The sequence below is a fragment of the Labilibaculum manganireducens genome, from assembly GCF_963665805.2.
GTDB classification, from domain to species: Bacteria; Bacteroidota; Bacteroidia; order Bacteroidales; family Marinifilaceae; genus Labilibaculum; species Labilibaculum manganireducens.
The window spans coordinates 4,257,909-4,283,909 of record NZ_CAXXEE010000003.1 but is presented as its reverse complement, the minus strand read 5'-3'; the positions used below and the strand labels follow the sequence as shown (position 1 = coordinate 4,283,909).

Below are 26,001 nucleotides of genomic sequence, written 5' to 3'. Positions count from 1 at the left end.
GTGATGGAAAGAAATCTTAGAAAAGAACGTATCGGGGTTGTGGTAAGCAATAAAATGGAGAAATCCATAACTATTGTTGTGCATACCAAAGAGAAGCACCCAATTTACGGAAAGTTTGTGAACAAGTCGAAGAAATTCACTGCTCATGACGAAGAAAACACCTGTAATGAAGGTGATACCGTAAAAATCATGGAAACCCGACCTATTAGTAAAAACAAGAGTTGGAGATTAGTTGAAATTATTGAAAGAGCTAAGTAAACATGATACAAACAGAAAGTAGACTAATAGTTGCTGATAACAGCGGAGCCAAAGAAGTTCTTTGTATCCGTGTGTTGGGCGGTACTAAAAAGCGTTATGCTTCGATTGGGGACAAAATTGTTGTTACCGTAAAGAATGCTATAGCCGGTTCCGATATGAAAAAAGGAACAGTTACAAAAGCGGTCGTTGTTCGCACCAAAAAAGAGATTAGAAGACCAGACGGATCCTATATTCGCTTCGATGATAACGCATGTGTATTATTGAATACAACTGGTGAAATGAGAGGAACCCGTATTTTTGGACCTGTTGCAAGAGAATTACGCGATACTGATATGAAGATCGTTTCTCTGGCACCAGAAGTTTTATAATCTTTGAAAACCTAGAACAATGCGAAAAAAGTTACATATTAAAAAAGGTGATACCGTTATTGTAAACTCAGGGGAATCTAAAGGTATAGAAGGTAAAGTATTAGAGGTATTAGTAGATAAGCAACGAGCAATTGTTGAAGGAGCTAATATGATTTCTAAACATACTAAGCCTAATGCTGAAAATCCTCAGGGCGGTATTGTTAAAAAGGAGGCAGGAATTCACATTTCTAATTTGAATGTGAAAGATGCTTCAACCGGAAAGGCTACCCGTGTTGGTAGACGTTTGGGTGATGACAATAAATTAGTTAGATATTCTAAAAAGTCAGGGGAGGAGATTAAGTAATGAGCTATATACCTACTCTTAAAAAACAATATACAGAAGAAGTGATTCCTTCTTTAATGAAGGAATTTAGCTACAAATCTGTAATGCAAGCACCTAAATTAACGAAAATAGTTATTAATCAGGGTGTTGGTTCGGCTATTGCTGATAAGAAGATTTTGGAATTTTCGGTAAACGAAATGACTTCTATCACTGGTCAGAAGGCAGTTCAAACTCTTTCTTCGAAAGATATTTCGAACTTTAAACTTCGTAAAGGGATGCCGGTTGGTACAACTGTAACTTTACGTCGTGAGCGTATGTACGAATTTCTTGAGAAATTAGTGCGTGTTGCTTTGCCTCGTATCCGTGACTTTAAAGGTATTAACGGTAAACTTGATGGTAGAGGAAACTATACCTTAGGTATCGAAGAACAAATTATTTTCCCAGAAATTGTTTTGGATGAAGTAAACAAAATAATGGGTATGAATATTACCTTCGTTACAACTGCTAAAACTGATGAGGAAGCTTTTGCTTTATTAAAGGAGTTTGGCTTACCATTTAAAAACCTAAAAAAATAAGACGATGGCTAAAGAATCAATGAAAGCTCGCGAAGTTAAGCGTCAAAAGCTTGTTGAAAAATACGCAGCAAAAAGAGCTCAACTTAAGGAGGAAGGCGATTACATCGGACTTAGTCGTTTGCCAAAAAATTCTTCTCCTGTAAGATTGCATAACAGATGTAAACTTACTGGTCGTCCTAAAGGATACATGAGACAATTCGGTATTAGTCGTATTACTTTTCGTGAAATGGCTTCTTCAGGATTAATTCCAGGTATTAAGAAGGCAAGTTGGTAAGCAGATTAGTTTGTAAAAACAATTTTGTTAAATATTGTCCCGAGCAATCGGGATCAATTTAATTTTTTTAAAATGACAGATCCAATAGCAGATTTTCTTACACGTCTAAGAAACGGGATTATGGCCAATCACAAAGTGGTTGACGTACCTGCGTCTAACGTGAAAAAAGAAATGACAAAAATTCTTAAGGATAAAGGTTATATCCTTAATTACAAGTTTGTTGATGACGGAGTTCAAGGCACAATTAAAATTGCTTTGAAATATAATCCTGAGACAAAAATTTCCGCGATCAAAAATCTTAAAAGGGTGAGTAAGCCTGGTTTGAGAAAATATTGTGGAGCGGCTGAATTACCACGTGTACTAAACGGTTTGGGAATTGCAATTCTCTCTACTTCGCAAGGAGTAATGACTGATAAGGAAGCTCGTCAGAAAAACGTTGGTGGCGAAATATTGTGTTACGTTTATTAATAAAGGAGGATAGAAATGTCACGAATTGGAAAATTACCTATCAATTTGCCTGCAGGAGTAAGCGTAACGGTGAATAAAGATAATTCAGTAACAGTTAAAGGGCCTAAAGGTGAATTAACACAACAAATTGATGTTGACATCAAGGTATCTGTTGAAGAAAATACTGTAGTATTGGAACGTCCATCAGAGCAAAAAAGACACAAAGCCATGCATGGCTTGTATCGCTCGTTGATGAACAACATGGTATTTGGTGTTGCTGAAGGTTATAAATTGCAGCAAGAACTTGTAGGTGTGGGATTCCGTGCTACTTCAAATGGTCAGATTTTGGAATTAGCTTTAGGTTATTCTCACCTTATCCACATGGAAATTGCTCCAGAGGTAAATGTTACCGCTGTAACTGAAAAGCGTGCAAACCCGATCATCACATTAGAGAGTTGTGATAAGCAACTTATTGGTCAGGTAGCGGCTAAAATCAGATCATTCAGAAAACCTGAACCATATAAAGGTAAAGGTGTTAAATTTGTTGGTGAACAGCTAAGAAGAAAAGCTGGTAAATCTGCGGGTAAATAATTTCTTAAAACAGTAAATTATGGCTTTAACTAAGCAAGATAGAAGACTTAGAATTAAAAGAAGAATTCGTAAGTCAATTGCTGGAACTGCTGAAAGACCTAGAATGTCAGTTTTTCGCTCTAACAAGCAGATTTCAGTACAAATTATTGATGATTTATCAGGACAAACTATAGTTGCAACTTCCTCTTTGATTAAGGAAATCGCTGAGAAAACTACAACTAAGCTTGAACAAGCTGAGCTAGTAGGTAAAGCAATTGCTGAAAAAGCAGTTGCAGCCGGTATTACTAGTGTTGTATTCGATAGAAATGGTTATCTATACCATGGTAGAATTAAATCTTTAGCGGACGCTGCTCGTAATAGTGGCCTTAAATTTTAATAATTATGGCAGATAATAAAAACATTAAAACTAGCGATGCAGATCTTAAAGATAGGCTTGTAGCTATTAATCGTGTTACAAAAGTAACAAAGGGGGGTAGAACCTTCAGCTTTTCTGCAATTGTTGTTGTAGGAAATGAAAATGGATTAGTAGGTTGGGGACTTGGTAAAGCAAACGAAGTAACCACTGCTATTTCAAAAGGTGTTGATGCAGCTAAGAAAAATTTAATCAAAGTGCCGGTTTATAAAGGAACTATTCCTCACGAGCAACTTTCACGATTTGGCGGAGCAGAGGTTTTCATTAAGCCTGCTTCTCATGGTACCGGAGTAAAAGCTGGTGGTGCTATGCGTGCTGTATTGGAGAGTGTTGGTGTAACCGATGTACTTGCTAAATCAAAAGGCTCATCAAACCCACATAACCTTGTAAAAGCGACAATTGGTGCATTGGCTGAATTAAGAGATGCTCATACCGTTGCTGAACACAGAGGTGTATCATTAGATAAAGTGTTTAACGGTTAACAAATAAGGAAATGGCTAAGATTAAAATTACTCAGGTAAAGAGCAAAATTGGAAGCACTGATCGCCAAAAGAAAACCTTGGAAGCATTGGGATTAAACAAGATCAATGCAACTGTTGAACATGAAGCTACACCTCAGATTAAAGGTATGGTGGCTAAAGTACAACACCTTGTTTCCGTTGTAGAATAATTATTGTTAATATTTAGTATTAAATAGATATGGACTTAAGTAACTTAAAACCCGCAGAAGGATCAACCAAGACTTCAAAAAGAATTGGTCGCGGACAAGGATCTGGAAGAGGAGGAACTTCAACCAGAGGACATAAGGGTGCGAAGTCAAGATCTGGATACTCTAAAAAAGTTGGTTTCGAAGGTGGTCAAATGCCTTTACAACGAAGAGTTCCTAAGTTTGGATTTAAAAACGTTAATAGAAAAGAATACAAAGCTATTAATGTTGAAGTTTTACAGGCCTTAGCAGAAAAAAATAACATTACTACAATCGACCAGGAAGTTTTGATGGCAGCAGGTATGGTGTCAAAGAACGACAATGTTAAGATTTTAGGACATGGAACTATTACTGCGAAGCTGGAAGTAAAAGCTCACGCATTCTCAAAATCGGCTATTGCCGCGATTGAAGCAGTCGAAGGAACAGTTGTTAAATTGTAAGTTTAGATATGAAAGGTTTAATAGAAACATTGAAGAACATCTGGAAGATTGAGGATTTAAGATCTAGAATCTTAACTACTCTCGGTCTTGTGTTAGTGTATCGTTTAGGTACCATGGTAGTTTTGCCAGGGGTAGACCCTGCACAGTTAGGCGCGTTAAAAACGCAAACTCAAGACGGAGTTTTGGGATTATTAGATATGTTTTCAGGAGGAGCATTTTCGAATGCATCAATCTTCGCTTTAGGAATCATGCCTTATATCTCGGCTTCTATTGTAATTCAGTTAATGGGAATTGCGGTTCCTTATTTTCAGAAGTTACAGAAAGAGGGAGAAAGCGGTACTCGTAAAATCAACCAGATTACAAGGTATCTAACAGTTATAATTCTTGTACTTCAAGCACCAGGATATCTATTAAACTTACATTCACAATTGCCTGAAACAGCCTTTATTCTTAAAGGTACATTATTTACGGTGTCTTCTGTGATGATTCTTGCAGCAGGATCGATGTTCATTATGTGGTTGGGAGAAAAGATTACCGATAAAGGAATAGGTAACGGTATTTCCATCATTATTATGATCGGTATTATTGCAAGATTACCATTCTCATTCTTTGCAGAATTGCTTTCAAAAATTGAAGGTCAAGGAGGAGGTTTAATTCTATTGGTTTTAGAGATCGTAGTTTTATTCCTTGTTTTTGCAGCAACAATTTTGTTAGTTCAGGGAACAAGAAAGATACCTGTACAGTATGCAAAACGAATCGTAGGAAACAAACAATATGGTGGTGTTCGCCAGTACATTCCTTTAAAAGTGAATGCTGCTGGTGTAATGCCAATCATTTTTGCTCAGGCAATTATGTTTTTACCAATGGCGTTTGTTAACTATGCCAGTTCTGATGCGTTAACTGGAGTAGCTGCAGCTTTATCCAATTTTACTGGATTTTACTACAATGCTTTATTCTTTGTAATGATTGTATTATTTACTTATTTCTATACTGCAATTACAGTAAATCCAACGCAAATGGCCGAGGATATGAAAAAGAACGGTGGATTTATTCCGGGAATTAAGCCTGGTAAGAAAACAATTGATTTTTTAGATACTGTAATGTCTAGAATAACTTTGCCAGGATCTATATTTTTAGGTTTGGTTGCAATTTTGCCTGCATTCGCAATGATTGCCGGAGTAAATAATCAATTTGCACATTTTTATGGCGGAACTTCTTTATTGATTTTAGTTGGAGTTGTATTGGATACTTTACAGCAAATAGAGAGTCATCTTTTGATGCGTCACTATGATGGATTAATGAAGTCTGGTAGAATAAAAGGTAAATCTCCGGGAGGAGCTGCTGCTTATTAAAATATTTTTGCTTTCTTTGCAATGATTTTTTACAAAACAGAAGAAGAGATAGAGTGGCTCGAAATGAGCAACTTACTGGTGGCGAAAACTTTAGGTGTAATATCGAAAGAAATAACCCCTGGAATATCAACTTTGAGATTGGATAAAATCGCAGAGGAGTACATAAGAGACAATGGCGGTAAACCAGGGTTTCTTGGTTACGATGGATTCCCGAATACCTTATGTGTTTCTATAAACAGTCAGGTTGTTCATGGAATTCCATCTAGCTATGAGCTGAAAGAAGGAGATGTTGTTTCCTGTGATTGTGGTGTTTTGTTGAATGGTTTTTACGGCGATTCGGCATATACATTTACTGTAGGGGCAGTAACTCCTAATGTTCAGCAACTGTTGAAGGTTACCAAAGAGGCTCTTTACAAAGGAGTAGAGCAGGCCATTGAAGGTAATCATTTAGGCGACATAGGTTTTGCTATTCAAAAGCATGCAGAACAGAATTCAGTTTCTGTAGTTCGAGAAATGGTAGGACACGGAATTGGGAAAAATCTTCATGAAGATCCACAAGTTCCGAATTATGGAAAAAAAGGACGTGGATTGAAATTGAGAGAAGGACTGGTCGTGGCAATTGAACCGATGTTTAATCTTGGAAAAAGAGATATTTACCAGGATAGTGATGGATGGGCAATTGTTACTGCTGATGGAAAACCTTCAGCACATTTTGAACATACTGTGGTAGTTCGAAAGGGAAAAGCTCAGATCTTATCCAGTTTTGAATTTATTGAAGATATAAACTAATAAAATTTAATGAGCTTATGGCTAAACAGCCTTCAATAGAACAAGATGGTACAATTACCGAAGCATTATCTAATGCAATGTTTCGTGTAGAACTTGAAAACGGACATGTGATAACAGCTCACATTTCCGGTAAGATGAGAATGCACTACATTAAGATCTTGCCTGGTGATAAGGTAAAGGTAGAAATGTCACCTTATGATCTTACTAAAGGGCGCATTACTTTTAGATATAAAAATTAAATACAATAATAATGAAGGTAAGAGCATCTGTAAAGAAACGTTCTGATGATTGTAAGATTGTTAGAAGAAAAGGACGTTTGTATGTGATTAATAAAAAGAATCCTAAGTTCAAGCAACGTCAAGGATAATTTAGTAAACTTTGTAATAGATAAATATTTTAATTTATGGCTAGAATTGTTGGAGTTGATTTGCCTCAAAATAAAAGAGGGATAATTAGCTTGACTTATATCTACGGTATCGGTAGAAGTGCTGCTCGTCAGATTTTGGACGAAGCAGAAGTTTCTTACGATAAGCAAGTAAAAGATTGGACTGATGATGAGTCTAATCGTATTCGTCAAGCGATTAATGCTAATTTAAAAGTTGAGGGTGAATTACGTTCTTTAAATCAACTGAATATTAAGCGTTTGATGGATATTGGTTGTTATCGTGGTATTCGTCACCGTATTGGATTACCAGTGCGTGGTCAGAGAACCAAAAACAACTCACGTACTAGAAAAGGTAAGAGAAAAACAGTTGCAAACAAAAAGAAAGCGACTAAATAATTGTTAAGTTATGGCAAAAAAGTCAGTATCAGTTAAAAAGAGGGTAGTAAAAATTGAACCTGTAGGACAGGCGCATATCCATTCATCTTTTAACAATATTATCATTTCCTTAACCAATAGCACAGGACAGGTTATTTCTTGGTCTTCAGCTGGTAAAATGGGTTTTAGAGGTTCTAAAAAGAACACTCCTTATGCTGCCCAGCAAGCTGCAACAGACTGTGGAAAAGTTGCTCACGATCTTGGATTAAGAAAAGTGAAAGTATATGTAAAAGGTCCTGGAAATGGTCGTGAATCGGCTATTCGTGCGATCAATTCATGTGGAATCGACATTGCGGAAATCGTAGATGTTACTCCATTACCACACAACGGATGTCGTCCTCCTAAGAGACGTAGAGTTTAATAAAAAATGCTGTTTAAGATTTTGAATTAGTTTTATTGATATCCTCTCTAAAAACGCGGCACTTTTATAATTCAAAACTTATGGCAAAGTTTCTATTGTTAGAAAAATTTAAATTTAAGAAGTAATGGCTAGATATATTGGACCAAAGAGTAGAATTGCTCGTAAATTTGGTGAAGCAATTTTTGGACCTGATAAGGCATTTGAAAACAAAAACTACCCTCCGGGGCAGCACGGTAACAGCCGTAGAAGAAAGAAAATGTCTGAATATGGTGTTCAGCTAAAAGAAAAACAAAAAGCAAAATACACTTACGGTGTATTGGAGAAACAATTCTCAAACTTATTTGAAAAGGCCGCGCGTAGTAAAGGTATTACTGGTGAAGTTTTATTGCAACTTTTAGAATGTCGTTTAGACAATGTAGTTTTCAGATTAGGTGTAGCTCCAACAAGATCAGCTGCTCGTCAGTTGGTTAGCCATAAACACGTAACTGTTAACGGACAAGTTTGTAACATTCCTTCATTTTCAGTAAAAGCTGGGGATATCATTGGAATTCGTGAAAAATCGAAGTCTTTAGAAGTTATTACCGATTCTTTATCTACTGCTAGATATAACCAATCATCTTGGTTGGAATGGGATCAAACCTCTCTTAGTGGTAAGTTCCTTAATACACCAGAAAGAACGGAAATTCCTGAAAACATCAAGGAACAGTTAATCGTTGAATTGTATTCTAAGTAATAAATAGTTAATCAGTAATTTATGGCAATTTTAGCTTTCCAGAAACCGGACAAAGTTATCATGCTCGACGCAGACAATAAATTCGGTAAATTCGAATTTCGTCCATTAGAGCCTGGATATGGTATAACAATTGGTAATGCCTTAAGAAGAATATTACTTTCTTCATTAGAGGGATTTGCGATTACGACTATCAAAATACAGGGTGTTGATCATGAATTTTCTACAATACCAGGAGTAATCGAAGATGTTACTGAGATGATCCTGAACCTGAAGCAAGTTCGGTTTAAACAAAAAGTTGAAGAAGTTGACAGCGAGTTGGTTACTGTAACTATCTCGGATCAGGATACTTTTACAGCTGGCGATATTAACAAGTTTCTAACAGGTTTCGAAGTGTTGAATCCAGAGCTTGTAATTTGCAAAATGGACAGCTCTGCCAAATTGCAAATGGATTTAGCTATTAACAAAGGTCGTGGATATGTACCTTCTGTTGAAAACAAACCTGTTGATGTAGAGTTTGGAGTGATTCCGATCGATTCAATTTTTACACCAATCAAGAATGTTAAATATGCTGTTGAAAACTATCGTGTAGAGCAAAAAACTGACTATGAAAAATTGGTTTTTGATATTACTACTGATGGTTCAATTCACCCAAAAGAAGCTTTAAAAGAAGCAGCAAAAATTCTTATTTATCACTTCATGTTGTTCTCGGATGAAAAGATTACTCTTGATTCTGACGAGAAGTTTGCAAATGAGGAGTTCGATGAAGAGGTTTTGCATATGCGTCAGCTATTGAAAACAAAACTGGTAGATATGGATCTTTCAGTGCGTGCTTTGAATTGCTTGAAAGCTGCTGATGTGGATACTTTAGGTGATTTAGTGCAGTTCAACAGGAATGATCTTCTGAAATTTAGAAACTTTGGTAAGAAATCCTTAACCGAGCTGGATGATCTATTGGTATCCTTGAATCTTACTTTCGGTATGGATATTTCTAAGTATAAATTAGATAAGGAATAAGGGAAAATGAGACATAGAAAGAAATTTAATCATTTAGGAAGAAAAACAGCACATAGAAAAGCGATGCTTTCAAATATGGCTTCTTCTTTGATTTTGCATAAAAGAATCTCGACTACAACTGCTAAGGCGAAAGCTTTAAAAATGTATGTTGAGCCTCTAATTTCAAAAAGTAAAGTTGATTCTACACACTCAAGACGTATTGTTTTTGGTTATTTAAAACAAAAAGAAGCAGTTACTGAGTTGTTTAGAGAAGTTTCACCAAAAATCACTAACCGTAACGGTGGTTATACCAGAATTTTAAAAACTGGTAATCGTTTAGGTGATAATGCAGAGATGTGTATTGTGGAATTGGTTGATTTCAATGAAACTTACTTAACTGAAAAGAAAGCTGCAGCTAAAAAATCGACACGTAGAAAACGTGGTGGTTCTAAAGCTTCAGAACAAGTGGCAACTGAAGTATCAGAAGTAAAAGCTGAAGCGGTTAAGACCGAAACAGCACCTGAAGCTCCGGAAACTGCGACAGAAGAAATTAAAAAGGAAGAAGAATAAGCTTCCTTTCTAAGATAAAAAAGGGGGTAAAGTTAAATCTTTATCCCTTTTTTAGTACCCTATAGAAATTGCATACGATTGCATATGATCGTATAAATAAATCAGTAAAACTTTTAATATCCGAAAGTTATGTCAGAAATTGTAAACATTCATGGTCGTGAAATTCTTGATTCACGAGGAAATCCTACTATCGAAGTTGAAGTAACTCTTGCTAGTGGTTTTATGGGTCGTGCCGGTGTTCCTTCAGGAGCTTCAACTGGTGAAAACGAAGCTTTAGAACTACGTGATGGCGATAAGTCTCGTTACTTAGGTAAAGGTGTCTTAAAGGCAATTGATAACGTGAATAACGTTATTGCAAAAGCATTAGTTGGTATGGACGCTACTGACCAGGTTGCTGTTGATAAAGCAATGATTGCTCTTGATGGTACCAAAACTAAATCTAAATTAGGTGCGAATGCTATGTTAGGTGTTTCTTTAGCTACTGCTAAAGCAGCTGCATTGTATTCAGGTATGCCATTGTATCGCTACATTGGTGGTACTAATGCAAATGTACTTCCTGTTCCTATGATGAACATTATCAATGGTGGTTCTCACTCTGATGCTACAATCGCATTTCAGGAGTTTATGATCCGTCCTATTGGTGCTCCATCTTTCCGCGAAGCTTTAAGAATGGGTGCTGAAGTATTTCACGCTCTTGCAAAAGTACTTAAAGGTAAAGGTCTTTCTACTGCTGTTGGTGACGAAGGAGGTTTCGCTCCAATGTTAGGTGGAACTGAAGAAGCTATTGAGTGTATTCTTACCGCGATTAAAAACGCTGGTTACAAAGCCGGACGTAAAGAAGATGGTGGTGATGTTTCAATTGCTATGGACTGTGCTGCTTCTGAGTTCTTTAAAGATGGTGTGTATGACTATAGTATTTTTGAGCCAAACGGAGCTAAAAGAAATTCAAACGAGCAAGCAGCTTACCTGGCTGAATTGATTTCTAAGTACCCTATTGATTCTATCGAAGATGGTATGGACGAAGGAGACTGGGATGGATGGGTTGCTTTAAATGCTCTTATTGGTGATAAGTGTCAGATTGTAGGTGACGATTTATTCGTAACTAATGTTGAGTACTTAGCTAAAGGTATCGAGCTTAAAGCGGCTAACTCAATCTTGATTAAAGTAAACCAAATTGGAACTTTAACTGAGACTTTAAATGCGATTGAAATGGCACATCGTGCTGGTTACACTTCGGTAACTTCTCACCGTTCCGGAGAAACTGAAGATGCTACTATTGCTGATATTGCTGTAGCTACTAATGCAGGACAGATCAAAACAGGTTCTTTGAGCCGTTCTGACCGTATGGCTAAGTACAATCAATTACTTCGTATTGAAGAAGAATTAGGCGAAAATGCAATTTTTGGTTGCTAAGCTTAATTGGAATATATATTAAAAAAGGGATCTGTAAAGATCCCTTTTTTATGTTTGGTTTTATTCCAAAACAATTTGTTTTTTTAAATATACTCCAGTATTAAACCATATAGAGTTTTGCACTGGAAAGGTTTAGAAAGATAAGCATCCATTCCTACCTCAATTGATATTTCCTTATCATCGGAATAAAAATTTGCTGTAAATGCAATAATCGGAATAGAAAATTCACGTTCTTCTTCAATTTTACGCATGCGCAATGAGGCTTCTATGCCTCCCATTATTGGCATTTGCAAATCCATTAAAACAATATCGTATTGTTCTTTTTCGAAAAGTTCTACTGCTTGCTTTCCATTTTCGGCGATATCAACCTTAGCAACTTTTTGTTTTAGATAAACCTCAATCGTTTTTCTATTGCTGGGTTGGTCTTCAACCAATAGAATTTTTGCTTCATTTATGGGAATGTTCCTTTTGTTGGGATGTGTTTTTACAACAATGGCAGAATCAAGTGTTTCCTCCCAATATATTTTCTTCTTGGTTTCAATACCTATCTGTTCAAGTAATTCAGAAAGCTTTTTATTTGCTGTTTTCTCCATAATAACCAAAGTATTTTACACTTAAAAATAGTGATTTTTAACTATAATAAAAAAACAAATGTTCAGTTTTGATTTAAAAAATGAGAATAGTGTGAGTATCAATCTATAAATTAAGAATTCTAAAGAAAATGGAATTGATAAATTTTAAAAGCAATTTTCCTATTTTTGCGTTTAAGATTTGAATGAAATAAATAAAAGCGAAATAATGGCTGACGATAAAAAAATTATTTTTTCGATGGATAGGGTCAGCAAGACCTTTTCATCACAAAAAAAAGTACTGAATAACATAAATCTTTCTTTTTTCTATGGTGCAAAGATTGGAATTATCGGTCTTAATGGTTCCGGTAAATCTACTCTTTTAAAAATTATTGCCGGCCTGGAAAGTTCATTTGAAGGACATGTTGTTTGGTCGAAAGAGCATAATATTGGCTACTTAGCACAGGAACCAACATTGGATGACAGCAAAACTGTACGAGAAATTGTAGAGGAAGGTGTTCAGGAAATTGTTGATGCCTTAAATGCATACGAAGCCGTTAATCTAAAATTCGGTGATCCGGAAGTTCTTGAAGATGCCGATAAGATGCAGGCCGTAATGGATGAACAGGCAAATCTTCAGGAGAAGATTGATCATTTTGATGCCTGGAATTTAGATACTAAGCTTGAACGGGCGATGGACGCACTTCGTTGTCCGGAGGGAGATGCGTTAATTAAAAATTGTTCGGGAGGAGAAAGAAGACGTGTTGCTCTTTGCAGACTATTACTGCAGGAACCGGATATTTTGCTTTTGGATGAACCTACCAACCATTTGGATGCAGAATCGGTGGAGTGGCTGGAACAACATTTGGCGCAATACAAAGGAACTGTAATCAGTATTACTCATGATAGATATTTTCTTGACAATGTAGCAGGTTGGATTCTGGAGTTGGATAGAGGAGAAGGAATTCCCTGGAAGGGCAATTACAGCGCCTGGCTGGATCAGAAGACCAAACGTATGGCAATGGAAGAGAAAACCGCCAGTAAGCGGCGGAAAACCCTTGAAAGAGAGTTGGAGTGGGTGCGTATGGCTCCTAAAGCACGTCAGGCAAAAAGCAAAGCTCGTTTGAGTGCCTACGACAGTATGATGAATGAAGATTTGAAAGAGAAGGAAGAAAAACTGGAAATCTTTATTCCTAACGGTCCGCGTTTGGGAAGTAAGGTAATTCAGGTTCAGTCTGTTTCAAAGGCATTCGGAAATAAGTTGTTATTTGATGATTTGGAATTTGAATTGCCGCCGGCAGGAATCGTAGGGGTTATTGGACCCAATGGAGCCGGTAAAACAACGCTTTTCAGGATGATTATGGATCTTGAGAAACCGGACAAGGGGACTTTTGAGGTAGGAGAGACTGTAAAAGTAGGATATGTTGATCAGCAGCATGCTGATATCGATCCGGAAAAATCGGTTTATGAGGTGATTTCCGGTGGAGGTGATTTGATTAATGTTGGAGGACGAACAGTAAATGCCCGGGCTTATGTCGGCCGTTTTAATTTTAATGGTGCCGATCAGGAAAAGAAATGTGGTGTATTATCTGGGGGAGAGCGTAACCGCCTGCATTTGGCTCTGACTTTAAAAGAAGAGGCTAATGTTTTACTTTTGGATGAACCAACCAATGATATTGATGTAAATACACTTCGGGCTTTGGAAGAAGGTTTGGAAAACTTTGCCGGCTGTGCTGTGGTGATTTCGCATGACCGATGGTTTTTGGATCGTATTGCAACACATATTTTAGCATTTGAAGGCAATTCCCATGTTCAGTTTTTTGAAGGCGGATATTCCGATTACGAAATCAACCGGAAAAAGCGGATGGGCGATGAAGGGCCTAAGCGAATCAGATATAAAAAGCTGATAGCTGATTAAAGTATAAAAGGTGAAAGCTCTGTTTTGAAGTTTTCACCTTTTTTCAATTTTATCAACTTACAAAATTCAATAGTTCAGCACTAATTTTAAATTGCAGCTTCCGGTGCAGTTTCTTCCTTTTTTCTCCTTCTTTTCACCGCCTGATTGGTGTCGTTAATTATCTGTGCAACAGTTTGGGACAATTCCCCATAAAGCTCATTATTTGCTTGCTGCATGGCTTTTAAATGCAGCACTATTTTATTGTTGATAATCGAAATAACTTCTTTTTTTATATCAGTGGAACATTGGGTGAGTCCATTTTTTGCTTTCTCTTCTTCCCAGGCAAAATGAGCTGTTTTAAAATCACTCTGATCTGTTTGCAAACCGGCAATAAGTTCGGCGCAGCCCGATACCAAAGCAATAGCTGCCTGCAGTTCGGGAGCCGAAAAATCTTCGAGCAGGGATTCTATCAGCGACGATTCAATGGTATAGCTTTCGTGGATCATCTTTAGCCCATATTTTGCAAAAACAGCATTTAAATGTAAAGCTGCCGCTTTCACTTCCGGATCAGGATGATGAATTGAGCCCAGTATCAAATAGTGCAGTGCTTTCACTTTTTCATCTCTTACAATATCCTTTTTATCGAGATTCGACTCGGTTTTACTGCAGTTAATGGCCGTTTTTAATTCATTCGATTCTGTTTGCAGATCAGTAAAAATAGTAAGCATATAAGTATCAATTTCCCAGCTTTGTTTTTGATAGGCCAGCAACATACTATCGGCAGTTGTATTTACTTCGGTTGTTCTGCTTTGAGAAATAAGTTTTGGGATCATCTTTTTGGATTTTTAGTTTGTTAATAAATGATTTTGATTGTTTTAATATTAAATAATATTCGTCATAAATATGTTATTGATAATAAACTTACAGATATTTATTTAGAAGGAGAAAATATTTGTAACTTTTTATGACAAGTAATTTAAATTTTTCAAATGCAAATAGGATTCACACCTCCATACCTTGCTTTACTCTTTTAGGTGTGCTGTGGGGAAAACCCTAAGCTTTTACCAACTGTTTTGTGTACCCGTGGGTAAATCTCCACGCCTGTCTTTTTTGTTTTTCGGACACATGGGTAAACCTCCAAGGCTTCACTAACTGCTTTTTGGACTCATGGGTAAACCTCCACGTCTTTTTTTTTGTTTTTCGGACACGTGGGTAAACCTCCAAGGTTTCACTAACTGTTTTTTGGACTCATGGGTAAATCTTTAAGCCTTCCCATTTCATCGTACTAATTTCTTGTAAAATGTTAAGTTTTTAATCCGATTTGTTGGATTATTCATAAAATTATGATAGGTTCGTAATGATATCCAAAAATGAAGCTATGCCCAAAAAAACGACTAAAAAACGAAAAAAAAAGAACAGAGAAATATCTAATTTCAAAGGTCAAGGTATTAATTTGGGAGGCCAATCCGAATTTATTAATCGATTCGAGAAACTAGCTGAAATAGCAGGATGCAAAGATGCCTGCAAGCTCTTAAATAAGAGCAACCGAATGATGATGTATCTTTTAAGGATTCATTTGACCCAACCGCGTGTGGATAAAGGGGAACCAATCAGTAAAGAACTGGCAAAAATTTTGGCTTTGGTATTCCGAAGTTGGAGGGAGAGACGCAATATTGAATTGATTAAGGGAAGAGAGTTGATTTCAATTGGAGATGTTTACGTTATTGACTGTTTTATTTATTTTATCCGTAAAGAAGATAATGGGCTTGATCTGGAAGCATTCAACTCAGCCTTTAAACCTTTAATTGATGCATACAATGAATTGGAATCACCCGAAGATCTCCTCTACGGTATGTATGACAATATACTGGCAATGTTGAATGCAGTTGGCCGCGAAATGTTCAGTATTAAAACAGCTTTTGTCAGGAAAGAATACCCTGTTAGCGGCGTGTTTCATATTGTAAAAGTAAAACATTATCGTCCGGTTAAAAGAAGTATTGCCATTGAAGGAAAACGAAGACCTATTATACAATTTGGCTGGCCCATTGCAAATGGTGGTATTTGGTACTTTAAAATTAAAAATCACAAAATAAAAGATATCTATAAAGGAGATAAGAAAGAGCTGGAAGTTTATATTCAATCTCATGCCATTAGAAGGTTCGAAGAAAGAACAAGGCCTCTATCCTTAATTTTCTGTAGGCTGTTTATGGCAAAATTACTTCGAAATTACTCTATTGCAGAGGTGTTTAGAGGTAAGATTCTCATCCCTCAGTATTATGGAGATATTAAGATTGGTTATTTCGTTGCGGCTGTTATTGATGAAAAGGTAATCATTAAAACGTTTCTATTTATAACACATCAATCTACTCCCGAGGGGCATCTTCTGGAAAAAGTTTCGGGTCTGGGAAAAAAGGATATCAGCTATTGGCGTTTCGATTCAGTAAGCTCTTTTCTTTCAAATCCTCCCGAAGAGGATAGTTTGATTAAGAAAATTATGCAGGAAGCAGGAATAGATAAACTTTTTGATTTAGGTAAGTTAATGGAATCGGATACAAACCCGAATGATGTGGATTGGGCCGAAGTTGAAGCGTATATAGAAAATGGACGTGAGGAACGTCTGCAAATTCCGGAAGAAAAGTACGAGGAAGAATACTGTTGAAAAGCGGAAATGTTTGAACAAGGTTAAGATTTAAAAGACTGCTGGATTATTTTGGGTGCGAATTGTATATTTGCACCTAATTTATCGGGAAAAATTAAACGCAATGAAAAAACAAAAAGAGCGCATTTATATCCAGCAATGGCTGGAGTTAAAGCCATATGAAAAACAAACTATCACAGACAGTTACTACCTTAAAATTTCTAACGAGGTAAAACAGGCTGTTATAACAAACAAACAGTCTTTTGTTTTACAACGCTTTTTGAATGATACTGATATTGATTTATTGGCATGTTTTCTTACTTCATATTTCGAAGATATAATATCCGGAACTAATATTTGGAATAGCTTTGCAGCTTATCACACCGAATTATACAACAAGCCACTGCCTTTTTACAATGTAGATGAATATTATACAGAAGAAATTAATCCGCAGGATATCAGTTTCTTAATTTGGTATTTTATGAATACCATCCAGAATGATAAATTTATAGCTCCGCTTAACGATTTTATTGTTGAAACTGCCAATAAGGTAATGAATGTGTTCGATTCTGCATGGGACGATGCACCCCAAAACGAATTGCTAAAAACAGCTTATACTCTTACTGAAAATGAAACGAATTTTTACATAGCCCGTAATTTAATTGATACCATCTTATTTAAAACATATCTGTTTTATCCCGATAGCTTATTTGATTTAAAAGACCAGGAACTAGATATTATAGAAGAAAATAGCGATGAAGAAAACTTGCTGAACTACCTAAATGAACATCGGGATTACGCACTGCATAATGTACATACAAGATTGTTAAGTTTAAAGGGAAAAGAATGGGCATCAAGAATATTGGAAGTTAACCATCCGTTAAAGAATGATTTTTTGGAGATATCTCAAAAAATAAGTGGGTATTTTTTTTACAAAGGTCAGGATTCAGAGAATATTTTTATTGAGCACATTGCATCAGGTAAAAAATTCAATCTAACTAAAAAGTCTTATGAGCATTTTGAATCGTTAAAAAAAATTGATGCAATTTTGTTTCTTGGCATTGCTAAATGGAGAAATGAATGGTGGTTTTCGGGCATATCTTTTCAATCTGACTTTAATGCTGATTTGGTTTTAGCTGAAAAGAATTCAGTGCAAAGTCGTGGAGCGGTAAATTTCTTAGATCATCAGAATGAGAAAGTTGACGAATTGCTGGAGGAACAATATGCGGCATTTAAGGACATTACTAATGGCTATCCAATTGCGTTTATGAACTCTGACAAAGTAAACGATTTTATAGAAAGCTATATTGAGTACTTTAATAACTCACTTAAGCTTTCTAAAAGACAGAAAGAAAAGGCAAAAGAGCGCGCTAAAGCGGATGGTTTCTTCGGCGGCGAAGATGAATCAATTGATTTTACAGATAGATCAGAAAGTGCTTTGATTTTCTTTAACCCTAAGAGTGGAGTGGAGATTGCTTTCGATGTAAACAGTGCTTTTCCGATATTAAATAATCCTTTTTTTATCAAAGAAGACAGCGAAGAGCATTTTATGAGATTACTGGAAGAAGAAAATATTTCTGCCGAATTAGCAATGTATTGTATTACTAATTTTAAATCGGAATTGCCTTTCTTTAAAGAGGAACCTGGAAAAATGTATTTGGCTGATATCGATTTCTTACTTCGTTTCTGGAAAAAGAACAACTATTTTGCAACACCGACAATTACCTATACCGAGGGCAATAAAACAGGTATTAGTTAATTGATTAATAAAGAAGCGCTTTGCCTGCCAATAAAACAGAGGGGAAGAAGCCGGATTGGTTTTCTTCCCTTTGTTTTTGTACCTTGATGTGACAAAATAATTTATCATTTAATTCTATTTCCATGAATCAATTTGCCACACCAACCGATGAGAAAAATTGGGCTATGTTCTGTCATTTAGCATCATTTTCCGGAGTTATAATTCCTTTTGGTAATGTAATAGGGCCACTCATTTTATGGTCGATGAAAAAGGACTATTCCGAACTGGTTGATCAAGAGGGAAAAAAATCAATTAATTTTCAGATATCGATGTGTATATACATCTTTGTATCCGCAATATTGGTTTTTATTGGAATTGGAATTTTATTGCTGATTGGGCTTGCTTTGCTAAATTTAATTTTTGTTGTTATTGCGATTGTAAAAACTTTAAATGGGGAAGATTACCAATATCCTCTGAGTATTAAATTTCTAAATTGAAAGAATGAAATCTTTTTCTGGTTATAAGACAATCTACTATGTTGGGATTGTCTTTATTGTTTTGGGAGGTATCCGCTTACTAAATCATTTGTCCTACGGCGAAATTTTATTTACAATTGGAGTACTGCTGTATTCAGGCATTCAGATTAGGTTTTTGTTTTATAAAAGCATTACGGATTGGTGGACCTTTGATTATTTGAAATTATCGGTAAATCTTTTATTTCTGACTTCAATATTTCTTCTTTTTGTGATTGATTTTAAACTGTGGTATTATCCATTTGTTTTAGGGCTTCTAGTCGATTTTTTTGCTAATATACTTCGCCGGATAAAAAGGACATAGTTAAAATTGTTGTCTGTTTTGCATTTCAAATACAAGATCGCATTGGAATGCTGTGGTATCTGTCAAATAATTTGATAATTTTACAGCTCTAATAAAATAACCAAAATAAAGACTTAAAAATGGCTCAAAAACCGTCTATTCCTAAAGGGACGAGAGATTTCTCTCCTGTTGAAATGGTAAAGAGAAACTATATTTTTGATACCATAAAAGAGGTGTTTCAGTTATATGGTTTTATGCCGATAGAAACACCATCAATGGAAAATTTGTCTACTCTAATGGGAAAATATGGAGAAGAGGGAGACAAACTATTGTTTAAAGTGCTGAATTCAGGCGATTTTCTATCCAAAATAAATGAAGATCAAATCCGGGAGAAGAATTCGGTAAAATTAACCACAAAAATAAGTGAAAAAGGACTTCGTTATGATCTGACAGTGCCTTTTGCGCGTTACGTTGTACAGCATCGTAACGAAATTGATTTCCCTTTTAAGCGTTATCAGATTCAACCGGTTTGGAGAGCAGACAGACCTCAGAAAGGGCGCTACCGTGAATTTTTTCAGTGCGATGTTGATGTGATTGGCAGCAATTCTCTTTTAAATGAAGTTGAATTAATTCAGATTGTTGATCAGGTTTACAAAAGACTTCAGTTGAATGTAGTTGTAAAGTTGAATAACCGAAAAATTTTGGCAGGAATTGCTGAGATTATTGGTGAGGCTGAAAAAATTGTTGATATCACTGTTGCAATCGACAAGTTGGATAAAATCGGTTTGGAGAATGTGAATAAGGAATTGGCTGACAAGGGAATTTCTCAGGAAGCTATTGATACTTTGCAGCCAATTATATTGTTGTCGGGTTCAAATTCGGAAAAACTGGCTCAGTTAAAGGAGCTTCTTTCTTCTTCAGAAATTGGAATGAAAGGGATTGAGGAACTGGAAACAGTTTTTACTTATTTATCGCAGCTTGATGTACAAACTGAAGTTGAATTGGATTTAACTTTAGCCAGAGGATTGAATTACTACACCGGAGCCATTTTCGAAGTGAAATCGAAAGACATGGAGTTTGGAAGTATCACGGGTGGCGGACGTTACGACGATTTAACCGGAATTTTTGGCTTGAAGGATGTTTCGGGAGTTGGTATTTCTTTTGGTGCCGATCGTATTTACGATGTATTGGAGCAAATGGATAAGTTCCCTTCAAATACGGGTATAACAACAAAAGTATTGTTTATCAATTTTGGTGAAAAAGAGGAAGCATTTTGTTTGCCAATACTGGCTAAGTTAAGAGCAAACGGAATTAATGCTGAGATTTATCCTGATTCTTCTAAAATGAAAAAACAGATGACTTATGCCAACAATAAAAACATTCCTTTTGTAATTTTGGTAGGAGAATCGGAAGTAGAGGAAGGTGTTGTTAGTTTAAAGAATATGGAAAGCGGAGATCAGGAAAAATTAACTCCGGATCAGTTGATCGAAAGATTATCTTAAGAGTAAAATTATTCAACTCAAATATAAAAGGGCTGTAAATGTAAAGTTTACAGCCCTTTATTTTTAATCTTGTTTTTCGTGCGGATGTTTACCCCGTTCTTTTATTTGTTTTAAAAGCATGTTTTGAAATTGCCTTTCGGTATGATAAAGAGTAAGGATTTTTTTTGCGGGGAGTATCTTTTTATATTTTAGATGGTATTCTTTTTGAAGCTTTGCTTCCTGCAATTTAAGCTCAATCAGTTCGTCACTAAGATCGCCTAACTCTTTATCAGATAATTCTGCAGACTTGTTGCGTAGTTTTCTGAAAAGAATTCTGCCTTGGTCTCTGTTTTCTTTTCTCTTTTTCTCCAATTCATTGTAAAGTGGCCAAAACACTTGAGCTTCATCAGGTGTTAATTCTAATTTCTGAGTAATGAAGGAGATTTTTTCAGCTGCAATTCGTTCACTCATCTGCTCATGCATATTATGTTCTCTTTCCTGTGCAATGCCTAAGTAACTAAAGCTAACAACAAGTGTTAATAGGATTAAAATTTGTTTCATGTCTGGCCTGTTATAAGTTTGCTAATAAAGATTCAGAATCAATGTCAAAATCCGAAAGGTATTCAATTATTTCATCAGATGTAGCTTCAGAGCTTTCATCTGAGAACCAATTAAGTTCATCCAGACTTGTACTTTGAGTATCAACAGCTGTATTTTCTGTTTGCGAAAACTGTTGAATTTTGTAATCGGATGGAACAGAGTTGATCAGCACAATTTTGGCAATAAAAAGGATCCCAACGACACTGGCTGCCATCCAGAAGTATGGTTTTAATACTTGTATCAATCTTTTATTTGGATTTTCTTCCGTTATAATTCTTTCCTGAACCCGATCGCTTAGGTTTTCAAAGTAATCCTCAGGAACTCTAAATGGTTGATCGTTTTTCATGTTCGACAGATTATTCATGTTTTTTTATAGTATTTAGACTGTCTGAATAGTAATTGGTTTAATTTACACTTCGTTTAGTTTCAAAAGAGATTCGATTTTTTTAACGGCATGATGATAAGAAGCTTTTAAGGCTCCGACTGAAGTTTCTAAAATTTCAGACATTTCATTATATTTTAAATCATCGAAATATTTCATATTAAATACCAAACGTTGTTTTTCCGGCAACTGCAGGATTGCTTTTTGCAATTCCAATTGAGCCTTGTTTCCATCAAAATAAGGATCTGCCTCTAAGTTTGCTAAAAGTATATTTTCAACTTCGTTATTTGAGTATCCCAAATATTTTTTTTGCTTTTCTTTTATAAAAGTTAAGGCCTCATTTGTAGCAATCCGAAACATCCAGGTAAATAACTGAGAGTCGGATCTGAAGTTTTGTAAACCTTTCCATATTTTCACAAAAGTATTTTGCAAAACGTCATCAGAGTCGTCGTGCAAAAGAACAATTTTTCTGATTTGCCAATATAATCTTTCCTGGTATTTCTTCACCAAGAAGGAAAATGCCTGACTTTGTGTATTCTTATCACGAAAAAGTTCCAGTATTTCTTCGTCAGATTTGTGGTTCATCAATTTGCATTCAAGTAATGGATTTTAAAAATAGCTATTTCACATTTGTTATGCCTTAGGTAAGACTATTTTCTTTGCAAAAGGTTTAATTTGGGATAAAAAAATCCGGAATCGAAAAGATCCCGGATAATTTTTATTTGCATTGTATATTATTTTTGAAGCAGAGCTAATACTTCTTTTACAACATTTTCTGCAGTGTAACCAAATTTTTCATCTAAAATATTTGCCGGAGCTGAATAACCAAAATGATCCAATCCAATTGATTTACCAAGAGGGCCAACCAATCCAAGAAGAGTTACAGGTAAACCTGCAGTTAATCCAAGAACGGGAATTCCGGCAGGAATTACTTCGTTTTGATATGCTGCAGATTGAGTTCTGAATAATCCTTCTGAAGGAACAGATACAATTTGAACCTTTAATCCTTTTTCGGCACGTAAGATCTTAGCACCTTCAACTAAAGTTGCTACTTCCGATCCACTTGCTAAAAGAACAACATCAGGAGTTGTTTCAGATTTCTCAACAATGTAAGCACCTTTTTGAGCCTGAAGAGCTTCCTGGTAACGATTATCTTTCGATGGAAGTTCTTTAATGTTCTGACGGGAAAGAATCAAAGCAGTAGGAGTTTTTGTGTTCTCCATTGCCATTTTCCAAGCCACGGTGGTTTCATCAGCATCAGCAGGACGAAGAGCTAGTAAACTCATTTGTCCGGAGTGATTTTTCAATTGCTCCAGTAAACGAATCTGAGCTTCCTGCTCAATTGGCTGATGAGTTGGGCCATCTTCTCCAACGCGGAATGCATCGTGAGTCCAGATATATTTTACCGGAACCTGCATTAAAGCCGCTAAACGAACTGCAGGTTTCATGTAATCAGAGAATACAAAGAAAGTTCCACAAGCAGCAATAACACCACCGTGAAGAGCAATACCGTTACAGATAGAAGCCATGGTTAATTCGGCAACACCAGCCTGAAGGAATGCACCTGAGAAATCACCTTTAGCAAGAGCTTTGGTGTTTTTCAAGAAACCATCAGTTTTATCAGAGTTACTTAAATCAGCCGACGACACAATCATGTTTTCAACATTTTTAGCCAGTTCGGCCAAAACTACAGACGAAGCAGAACGAGTTGCATCACCTGATTTCTGAACAATTGCTTCGTAATCAAGTTCCGGAGCTTCGTTGCTAAAGAACTTCTCTAATTTGGCAGCCAATTCAGGATTTGCTTTTGCCCATTCAGCTTGTTCCGCTTTTTTTGCAGAAGCATATGCCTGTTTTTTCTTTAGAACTTCGGCGTAATACTCTTGAACTTCAGGGAAAATTTGGAATGGATTTTCTGGGTTTCCACCTAAGTTTTCAATTGTTTTTTCGATTGAGGCACCAGCAGCACCTAATGGTTGTCCGTGAGTAGAAACCATATTTTCGAAGCTGCTGCCATCAATATCAACAGCACCTTTACCCATTAGGGTTTTTCCGATGATAAGAGTTGGTCTTTCGCTTTCGTTGTTAGCTGCTAATAAAGCTTCACGAATTGCTGCTGCATCGTTTCCTTTAATCGTAATAACATTCCAGTTCCATGCTTCGTATTTTTTAGCAGTATCTTCAACTGTAACTTCTTCAACTTTAGTTGAAAGTTGGATGTTATTGGAATCATAGAACATGATTAAATTGCTTAATCCTAAAGTACCTGCAATTCGACCAGCTCCCTGAGCAATTTCTTCCTGAATTCCACCATCAGAAATGAAAGTGTAAATTTTATGCGACATCCAGTCACCGAAACGGGCTGCTAAAAAACGCTCTGCAATTGCAGCACCAACAGCCATAGTATGACCTTGTCCTAAAGGACCGGAAGTGTTTTCAACACCTCTTGCAACTTCAACTTCAGGATGACCAGGAGTTGGACTTCCCCATTGTCTAAAATTTGCAAGTTCTTCCATTGTATAATTTCCGATTAAGGAAAGAATGGAATACAACATTGGAGACATGTGACCTGGGTCAAGGAAAAATCGATCGCGATTGATCCAGTTCATATCTGTTGGGTCAAAATTTAAAAATTCAGAATAAAGAACGTTGATAAAATCGGCTCCGCCCATAGCGCCACCCGGATGCCCGGATTTAGCTTTCTCTACCATTGCAGCAGATAGGATACGAACATTATTCGCAGCCATATCAGTTGCTGTCAGATCCACTTGGTTTTTCATTTCTTTTAGATCCATTTTTGAAAATGAGATTTTAGATGATAAAAACTTGGTAAGGTTTTATTAATGCATGCAAAGATAAACAAAAATGCCTTTTAGCATCATGTATATACTTAATAAAAGCTTTTAAATTGAGGTTTTTGCAATATTTAGAATATTGTAAATCAATATGATTACAAGCGTACAGGTATTGATTTGCCGGATGTTATAACAAAACTTGCTTTTTTTGAGCTTTGCGACAGATAGGCGTTTTTGTTACGGAATATGATATGATATATACCCGGTTGAAGAGTCAAAGTTTCCCGTAATGATTTTTCGGGGATGTTGTAAATCCATTCTAATTTGTTTCCTTTTTGAACAAACATGCTGCACGGGCCGGTAGTTGGTTTAAATATTGTGACCAATCCTGGTTGTGGAATCGTAATTGAGGTTGTTTTGCTTTGATTAATTTCAACATCAGGAATTAAAATCCGGGGAAGGCTTAAAACTTCCAAATTGTATTTGCCAGTCAGGTATTTAGTTACCTCATTGGGGGTTTGGATGTTAATAATTTCTGTGTTTTTTCGGATAAGAATTTGTAAATCTTTGTACATGGTTGTTCTCGGGCATTCAATTTTCAGCATTCCCTGAGGAGCATCAAATCCAATGGTTGTGTGCTTGCCGGCAATCAGTCTAATGCTGTCGCGATGCAATTCGGGTATGGTATGAATTGTAATATTATAAGTAAGCAGCGGATCTAAAAATAATGTATCAGGATTTCCTTTTGCATTCATGGTATGCATAAACTGATATCTTACTTTATCAGAAACAGAATTGTAAAATGTCATTGGAACATCAGTTTCTGTAGGGGAACCATTGGCATCAATTAAATTTATTTGCGCCGAAGTTTTATTCAAAACCTGCGAGATAACATACTCGAGAGTTCCTCCGAAGCGTTCTTCTTTTTTTACTTCAAGATAATTTCCAATGCACTCAAAACTGCTTTTTAAATCAACATCCAAGCCAATTCCTATAATAAATGGTTTTAAGTAGATGCCTTTTTTTTGGAGTTCCAGAGAAACAGCACAAGGATCACCATCGCAGGCTTCAACACCGTCTGTAATAAGAATAATTACATTTCTGATATCGGAATTTACTTCCGGGAAATCGCTGGCGGCCAATTCTAAAGAATGGGCTATTGGTGTTGTTCCTTTAGGATCAATATATCGTAAAGTTTGTCTTATTTCTCCGGCATTACCCGGTTTAAAAGGTACTTCCAGTTTGGTATCATTACAATCCTGTGGAGGAACAACGCTTTGATGACCGTATACTCTTAAAGCCATCTCAACATTATCTTGATATTCAAGGCTGTCAATCATCTGAATCAAAAATTTACGTGCTATATTTATTTTTTTTGATTCCTCCCAGTATCCATTCATGCTTTGAGAAGCATCGAAAATGAATAATATTCTTGTTTTTTCAGTTTTTTCAAGTGCCCCATGAGCTATATTTAATTTTGAACACAATAGCAGTAGTAAAAAGATTGAGAAGTATTTAAGATTTGATTTCAAGAGCAGGGAGTTATTTTGATTAGTAAGTAAAGATAGGGAATGTGTTAAAGAATTAAAATCGATAGTTCCTGTAATTTTAAATTTAATTAATGACAGGTGTATTATGGTTAATTATCAATTGTTTCCGCA

The 26,001-nt window shown here is 36.0% G+C and carries 34 protein-coding genes; 27 read left to right on the top strand and 7 right to left on the bottom strand.

Annotated features, from left to right (window positions below; translation table 11 throughout):
- Positions 1-3 precede the first annotated feature (3 nt).
- From rpsQ to eno, 21 genes are all read left to right on the top strand, one after another.
- Positions 4-258, top strand: a complete 255-nt coding sequence (gene rpsQ, locus ACHZAX_RS16640; protein ID WP_101259642.1) for a 30S ribosomal protein S17 — start codon at positions 4-6, stop codon at positions 256-258.
- A gap of 2 nt (positions 259-260) precedes the next feature.
- Complete coding sequence (gene rplN / locus ACHZAX_RS16635) at positions 261-626, top strand: 50S ribosomal protein L14 (protein ID WP_101308163.1); 366 nt, start codon at positions 261-263, stop codon at positions 624-626.
- A 19-nt stretch (positions 627-645) separates the two neighbouring features.
- Complete coding sequence (gene rplX / locus ACHZAX_RS16630) at positions 646-969, top strand: 50S ribosomal protein L24 (RefSeq protein ID WP_101308164.1); 324 nt, start codon at positions 646-648, stop codon at positions 967-969.
- Positions 969-1,523: a 50S ribosomal protein L5 gene (gene rplE, locus ACHZAX_RS16625; protein WP_101308165.1), complete on the top strand. Its 555-nt coding sequence runs from the start codon at positions 969-971 to the stop codon at positions 1,521-1,523. Before rplX ends, rplE begins: the two co-directional genes overlap by 1 nt.
- Before the next feature lie 4 nt (positions 1,524-1,527).
- Positions 1,528-1,797 carry a 30S ribosomal protein S14 gene (rpsN, locus tag ACHZAX_RS16620; protein WP_101308166.1) on the top strand — a complete coding sequence of 90 codons (270 nt, stop codon included), beginning with the start codon at positions 1,528-1,530 and terminating at the stop codon, positions 1,795-1,797.
- 72 nt (positions 1,798-1,869) lie between these two features.
- Positions 1,870-2,265, top strand: a complete 396-nt coding sequence (gene rpsH, locus ACHZAX_RS16615) for a 30S ribosomal protein S8 (protein WP_101308167.1) — start codon at positions 1,870-1,872, stop codon at positions 2,263-2,265.
- Positions 2,266-2,280: 15 nt separating this feature from the next.
- Positions 2,281-2,835, top strand: coding sequence for a 50S ribosomal protein L6 (gene rplF, locus ACHZAX_RS16610; RefSeq protein WP_101308168.1), 555 nt, complete (start codon positions 2,281-2,283; stop codon positions 2,833-2,835).
- A gap of 19 nt (positions 2,836-2,854) precedes the next feature.
- Positions 2,855-3,211 carry a 50S ribosomal protein L18 gene (rplR, locus tag ACHZAX_RS16605; RefSeq protein WP_101308169.1) on the top strand — a complete coding sequence of 119 codons (357 nt, stop codon included), beginning with the start codon at positions 2,855-2,857 and terminating at the stop codon, positions 3,209-3,211.
- 5 nt (positions 3,212-3,216) lie between these two features.
- On the top strand, positions 3,217-3,729 hold the full coding sequence (rpsE, locus tag ACHZAX_RS16600; RefSeq protein WP_101259634.1) for a 30S ribosomal protein S5: 513 nt from the start codon (positions 3,217-3,219) through the stop codon (positions 3,727-3,729).
- An 11-nt stretch (positions 3,730-3,740) separates the two neighbouring features.
- Positions 3,741-3,917 (top strand): 50S ribosomal protein L30, encoded by a 177-nt coding sequence (gene rpmD / locus ACHZAX_RS16595; RefSeq protein ID WP_096428430.1) that lies wholly within the window; start codon positions 3,741-3,743, stop codon positions 3,915-3,917.
- Positions 3,918-3,946: 29 nt separating this feature from the next.
- Positions 3,947-4,393 (top strand): 50S ribosomal protein L15, encoded by a 447-nt coding sequence (rplO, locus tag ACHZAX_RS16590; RefSeq protein ID WP_101308170.1) that lies wholly within the window; start codon positions 3,947-3,949, stop codon positions 4,391-4,393.
- An 8-nt stretch (positions 4,394-4,401) separates the two neighbouring features.
- Positions 4,402-5,745 carry a preprotein translocase subunit SecY gene (gene secY / locus ACHZAX_RS16585; RefSeq protein ID WP_101308171.1) on the top strand — a complete coding sequence of 448 codons (1,344 nt, stop codon included), beginning with the start codon at positions 4,402-4,404 and terminating at the stop codon, positions 5,743-5,745.
- Positions 5,746-5,766: 21 nt separating this feature from the next.
- A complete protein-coding gene (map, locus tag ACHZAX_RS16580; RefSeq protein ID WP_320019893.1) occupies positions 5,767-6,534 on the top strand; it encodes a type I methionyl aminopeptidase in 768 nt (255 codons plus the stop codon).
- A gap of 17 nt (positions 6,535-6,551) precedes the next feature.
- Positions 6,552-6,773: a translation initiation factor IF-1 gene (infA, locus tag ACHZAX_RS16575; protein WP_054714084.1), complete on the top strand. Its 222-nt coding sequence runs from the start codon at positions 6,552-6,554 to the stop codon at positions 6,771-6,773.
- Positions 6,774-6,784: 11 nt separating this feature from the next.
- Entirely contained in the window at positions 6,785-6,901 is a 117-nt protein-coding gene (gene ykgO / locus ACHZAX_RS16570; RefSeq protein WP_101259629.1) for a type B 50S ribosomal protein L36, read from the top strand.
- 36 nt (positions 6,902-6,937) lie between these two features.
- The gene (rpsM, locus tag ACHZAX_RS16565; protein WP_101308173.1) at positions 6,938-7,315 is read left to right on the top strand and encodes a 30S ribosomal protein S13; all 378 of its coding nucleotides are present in this window, start codon (positions 6,938-6,940) and stop codon (positions 7,313-7,315) included.
- 10 nt (positions 7,316-7,325) lie between these two features.
- Positions 7,326-7,715: a 30S ribosomal protein S11 gene (gene rpsK / locus ACHZAX_RS16560; protein ID WP_096428425.1), complete on the top strand. Its 390-nt coding sequence runs from the start codon at positions 7,326-7,328 to the stop codon at positions 7,713-7,715.
- A 124-nt stretch (positions 7,716-7,839) separates the two neighbouring features.
- On the top strand, positions 7,840-8,448 hold the full coding sequence (gene rpsD / locus ACHZAX_RS16555; RefSeq protein WP_101308174.1) for a 30S ribosomal protein S4: 609 nt from the start codon (positions 7,840-7,842) through the stop codon (positions 8,446-8,448).
- 21 nt (positions 8,449-8,469) lie between these two features.
- Positions 8,470-9,462 (top strand): DNA-directed RNA polymerase subunit alpha, encoded by a 993-nt coding sequence (locus tag ACHZAX_RS16550; protein ID WP_101308175.1) that lies wholly within the window; start codon positions 8,470-8,472, stop codon positions 9,460-9,462.
- A gap of 6 nt (positions 9,463-9,468) precedes the next feature.
- Positions 9,469-10,011, top strand: coding sequence for a 50S ribosomal protein L17 (gene rplQ, locus ACHZAX_RS16545; RefSeq protein ID WP_101308176.1), 543 nt, complete (start codon positions 9,469-9,471; stop codon positions 10,009-10,011).
- Positions 10,012-10,140: 129 nt separating this feature from the next.
- Positions 10,141-11,424, top strand: coding sequence for a phosphopyruvate hydratase (eno, locus tag ACHZAX_RS16540; protein ID WP_124992434.1), 1,284 nt, complete (start codon positions 10,141-10,143; stop codon positions 11,422-11,424).
- Between the two features lie 83 nt (positions 11,425-11,507).
- Here eno and ACHZAX_RS16535 read toward each other — a convergent pair whose 3' ends face one another.
- The gene (locus ACHZAX_RS16535) at positions 11,508-12,017 is read right to left on the bottom strand and encodes a response regulator (RefSeq protein WP_101308178.1); all 510 of its coding nucleotides are present in this window, start codon (positions 12,015-12,017) and stop codon (positions 11,508-11,510) included.
- 205 nt (positions 12,018-12,222) lie between these two features.
- Between ACHZAX_RS16535 and ettA the strand changes: the two genes are divergently transcribed.
- Positions 12,223-13,911 (top strand): energy-dependent translational throttle protein EttA, encoded by a 1,689-nt coding sequence (ettA, locus tag ACHZAX_RS16530; protein ID WP_320019892.1) that lies wholly within the window; start codon positions 12,223-12,225, stop codon positions 13,909-13,911.
- An 86-nt stretch (positions 13,912-13,997) separates the two neighbouring features.
- Here ettA and ACHZAX_RS16525 read toward each other — a convergent pair whose 3' ends face one another.
- A complete protein-coding gene (locus ACHZAX_RS16525; RefSeq protein ID WP_320019891.1) occupies positions 13,998-14,723 on the bottom strand; it encodes a DUF6261 family protein in 726 nt (241 codons plus the stop codon).
- Positions 14,724-15,268: 545 nt separating this feature from the next.
- On the opposite strand from ACHZAX_RS16525, the gene ACHZAX_RS16520 reads away from it, so the two are divergent.
- From ACHZAX_RS16520 to hisS, 5 genes are all read left to right on the top strand, one after another.
- Complete coding sequence (locus ACHZAX_RS16520) at positions 15,269-16,549, top strand: hypothetical protein (RefSeq protein ID WP_320019890.1); 1,281 nt, start codon at positions 15,269-15,271, stop codon at positions 16,547-16,549.
- A gap of 103 nt (positions 16,550-16,652) precedes the next feature.
- Complete coding sequence (locus ACHZAX_RS16515; protein WP_320019889.1) at positions 16,653-18,287, top strand: DUF3843 family protein; 1,635 nt, start codon at positions 16,653-16,655, stop codon at positions 18,285-18,287.
- A gap of 122 nt (positions 18,288-18,409) precedes the next feature.
- Entirely contained in the window at positions 18,410-18,763 is a 354-nt protein-coding gene (locus tag ACHZAX_RS16510; protein WP_101308282.1) for a DUF4870 domain-containing protein, read from the top strand.
- A 4-nt stretch (positions 18,764-18,767) separates the two neighbouring features.
- Positions 18,768-19,103: a hypothetical protein gene (locus tag ACHZAX_RS16505; protein ID WP_320019888.1), complete on the top strand. Its 336-nt coding sequence runs from the start codon at positions 18,768-18,770 to the stop codon at positions 19,101-19,103.
- Between the two features lie 119 nt (positions 19,104-19,222).
- Entirely contained in the window at positions 19,223-20,584 is a 1,362-nt protein-coding gene (gene hisS / locus ACHZAX_RS16500; RefSeq protein ID WP_101308184.1) for a histidine--tRNA ligase, read from the top strand.
- A 63-nt stretch (positions 20,585-20,647) separates the two neighbouring features.
- Here the strand turns inward: hisS and ACHZAX_RS16495 are convergent, their stop codons facing one another.
- From ACHZAX_RS16495 to ACHZAX_RS16475, 5 genes are all read right to left on the bottom strand, one after another.
- Positions 20,648-21,124, bottom strand: coding sequence for a hypothetical protein (locus tag ACHZAX_RS16495; protein ID WP_320019887.1), 477 nt, complete (start codon positions 21,122-21,124; stop codon positions 20,648-20,650).
- 10 nt (positions 21,125-21,134) lie between these two features.
- On the bottom strand, positions 21,135-21,509 hold the full coding sequence (locus ACHZAX_RS16490; protein ID WP_320019886.1) for a hypothetical protein: 375 nt from the start codon (positions 21,507-21,509) through the stop codon (positions 21,135-21,137).
- Between the two features lie 63 nt (positions 21,510-21,572).
- A complete protein-coding gene (locus ACHZAX_RS16485) occupies positions 21,573-22,130 on the bottom strand; it encodes an RNA polymerase sigma factor (RefSeq protein WP_101308187.1) in 558 nt (185 codons plus the stop codon).
- A gap of 149 nt (positions 22,131-22,279) precedes the next feature.
- Entirely contained in the window at positions 22,280-24,340 is a 2,061-nt protein-coding gene (locus ACHZAX_RS16480; RefSeq protein WP_320019885.1) for a transketolase family protein, read from the bottom strand.
- Between the two features lie 155 nt (positions 24,341-24,495).
- Positions 24,496-25,827: a vWA domain-containing protein gene (locus ACHZAX_RS16475; protein ID WP_320020428.1), complete on the bottom strand. Its 1,332-nt coding sequence runs from the start codon at positions 25,825-25,827 to the stop codon at positions 24,496-24,498.
- Positions 25,828-26,001: the final 174 nt, after the last annotated feature.

Bases quoted from the DNA above. Each gene is read 5' to 3' on its own strand.
- ACHZAX_RS16480 (WP_320019885.1), bottom strand. From the start codon at position 24,340: ATGGATCTAAAAGAAATGAAAAACCAAGTGGATCTGACAGCAACTGAT.
- secY (WP_101308171.1), top strand. From the start codon at position 4,402: ATGAAAGGTTTAATAGAAACATTGAAGAACATCTGGAAGATTGAGGAT.
- rplQ (WP_101308176.1), top strand. From the start codon at position 9,469: ATGAGACATAGAAAGAAATTTAATCATTTAGGAAGAAAAACAGCACAT.
- rplO (WP_101308170.1), top strand. From the start codon at position 3,947: ATGGACTTAAGTAACTTAAAACCCGCAGAAGGATCAACCAAGACTTCA.
- eno (WP_124992434.1), top strand. From the start codon at position 10,141: ATGTCAGAAATTGTAAACATTCATGGTCGTGAAATTCTTGATTCACGA.
- hisS (WP_101308184.1), top strand. From the start codon at position 19,223: ATGGCTCAAAAACCGTCTATTCCTAAAGGGACGAGAGATTTCTCTCCT.
- rplN (WP_101308163.1), top strand. From the start codon at position 261: ATGATACAAACAGAAAGTAGACTAATAGTTGCTGATAACAGCGGAGCC.
- rpmD (WP_096428430.1), top strand. From the start codon at position 3,741: ATGGCTAAGATTAAAATTACTCAGGTAAAGAGCAAAATTGGAAGCACT.
- ACHZAX_RS16485 (WP_101308187.1), bottom strand. From the start codon at position 22,130: ATGAACCACAAATCTGACGAAGAAATACTGGAACTTTTTCGTGATAAG.
- map (WP_320019893.1), top strand. From the start codon at position 5,767: ATGATTTTTTACAAAACAGAAGAAGAGATAGAGTGGCTCGAAATGAGC.
- rplR (WP_101308169.1), top strand. From the start codon at position 2,855: ATGGCTTTAACTAAGCAAGATAGAAGACTTAGAATTAAAAGAAGAATT.
- ACHZAX_RS16510 (WP_101308282.1), top strand. From the start codon at position 18,410: ATGAATCAATTTGCCACACCAACCGATGAGAAAAATTGGGCTATGTTC.
- rpsK (WP_096428425.1), top strand. From the start codon at position 7,326: ATGGCAAAAAAGTCAGTATCAGTTAAAAAGAGGGTAGTAAAAATTGAA.
- ettA (WP_320019892.1), top strand. From the start codon at position 12,223: ATGGCTGACGATAAAAAAATTATTTTTTCGATGGATAGGGTCAGCAAG.
- ACHZAX_RS16535 (WP_101308178.1), bottom strand. From the start codon at position 12,017: ATGGAGAAAACAGCAAATAAAAAGCTTTCTGAATTACTTGAACAGATA.
- rpsE (WP_101259634.1), top strand. From the start codon at position 3,217: ATGGCAGATAATAAAAACATTAAAACTAGCGATGCAGATCTTAAAGAT.
- ykgO (WP_101259629.1), top strand. From the start codon at position 6,785: ATGAAGGTAAGAGCATCTGTAAAGAAACGTTCTGATGATTGTAAGATT.
- ACHZAX_RS16515 (WP_320019889.1), top strand. From the start codon at position 16,653: ATGAAAAAACAAAAAGAGCGCATTTATATCCAGCAATGGCTGGAGTTA.
- ACHZAX_RS16505 (WP_320019888.1), top strand. From the start codon at position 18,768: ATGAAATCTTTTTCTGGTTATAAGACAATCTACTATGTTGGGATTGTC.
- rplX (WP_101308164.1), top strand. From the start codon at position 646: ATGCGAAAAAAGTTACATATTAAAAAAGGTGATACCGTTATTGTAAAC.
- ACHZAX_RS16520 (WP_320019890.1), top strand. From the start codon at position 15,269: ATGCCCAAAAAAACGACTAAAAAACGAAAAAAAAAGAACAGAGAAATA.
- rpsN (WP_101308166.1), top strand. From the start codon at position 1,528: ATGGCTAAAGAATCAATGAAAGCTCGCGAAGTTAAGCGTCAAAAGCTT.
- rpsM (WP_101308173.1), top strand. From the start codon at position 6,938: ATGGCTAGAATTGTTGGAGTTGATTTGCCTCAAAATAAAAGAGGGATA.
- rplE (WP_101308165.1), top strand. From the start codon at position 969: ATGAGCTATATACCTACTCTTAAAAAACAATATACAGAAGAAGTGATT.
- ACHZAX_RS16490 (WP_320019886.1), bottom strand. From the start codon at position 21,509: ATGAAAAACGATCAACCATTTAGAGTTCCTGAGGATTACTTTGAAAAC.
- ACHZAX_RS16525 (WP_320019891.1), bottom strand. From the start codon at position 14,723: ATGATCCCAAAACTTATTTCTCAAAGCAGAACAACCGAAGTAAATACA.
- ACHZAX_RS16495 (WP_320019887.1), bottom strand. From the start codon at position 21,124: ATGAAACAAATTTTAATCCTATTAACACTTGTTGTTAGCTTTAGTTAC.
- rpsH (WP_101308167.1), top strand. From the start codon at position 1,870: ATGACAGATCCAATAGCAGATTTTCTTACACGTCTAAGAAACGGGATT.
- rplF (WP_101308168.1), top strand. From the start codon at position 2,281: ATGTCACGAATTGGAAAATTACCTATCAATTTGCCTGCAGGAGTAAGC.
- infA (WP_054714084.1), top strand. From the start codon at position 6,552: ATGGCTAAACAGCCTTCAATAGAACAAGATGGTACAATTACCGAAGCA.
- rpsD (WP_101308174.1), top strand. From the start codon at position 7,840: ATGGCTAGATATATTGGACCAAAGAGTAGAATTGCTCGTAAATTTGGT.
- ACHZAX_RS16550 (WP_101308175.1), top strand. From the start codon at position 8,470: ATGGCAATTTTAGCTTTCCAGAAACCGGACAAAGTTATCATGCTCGAC.
- rpsQ (WP_101259642.1), top strand. From the start codon at position 4: ATGGAAAGAAATCTTAGAAAAGAACGTATCGGGGTTGTGGTAAGCAAT.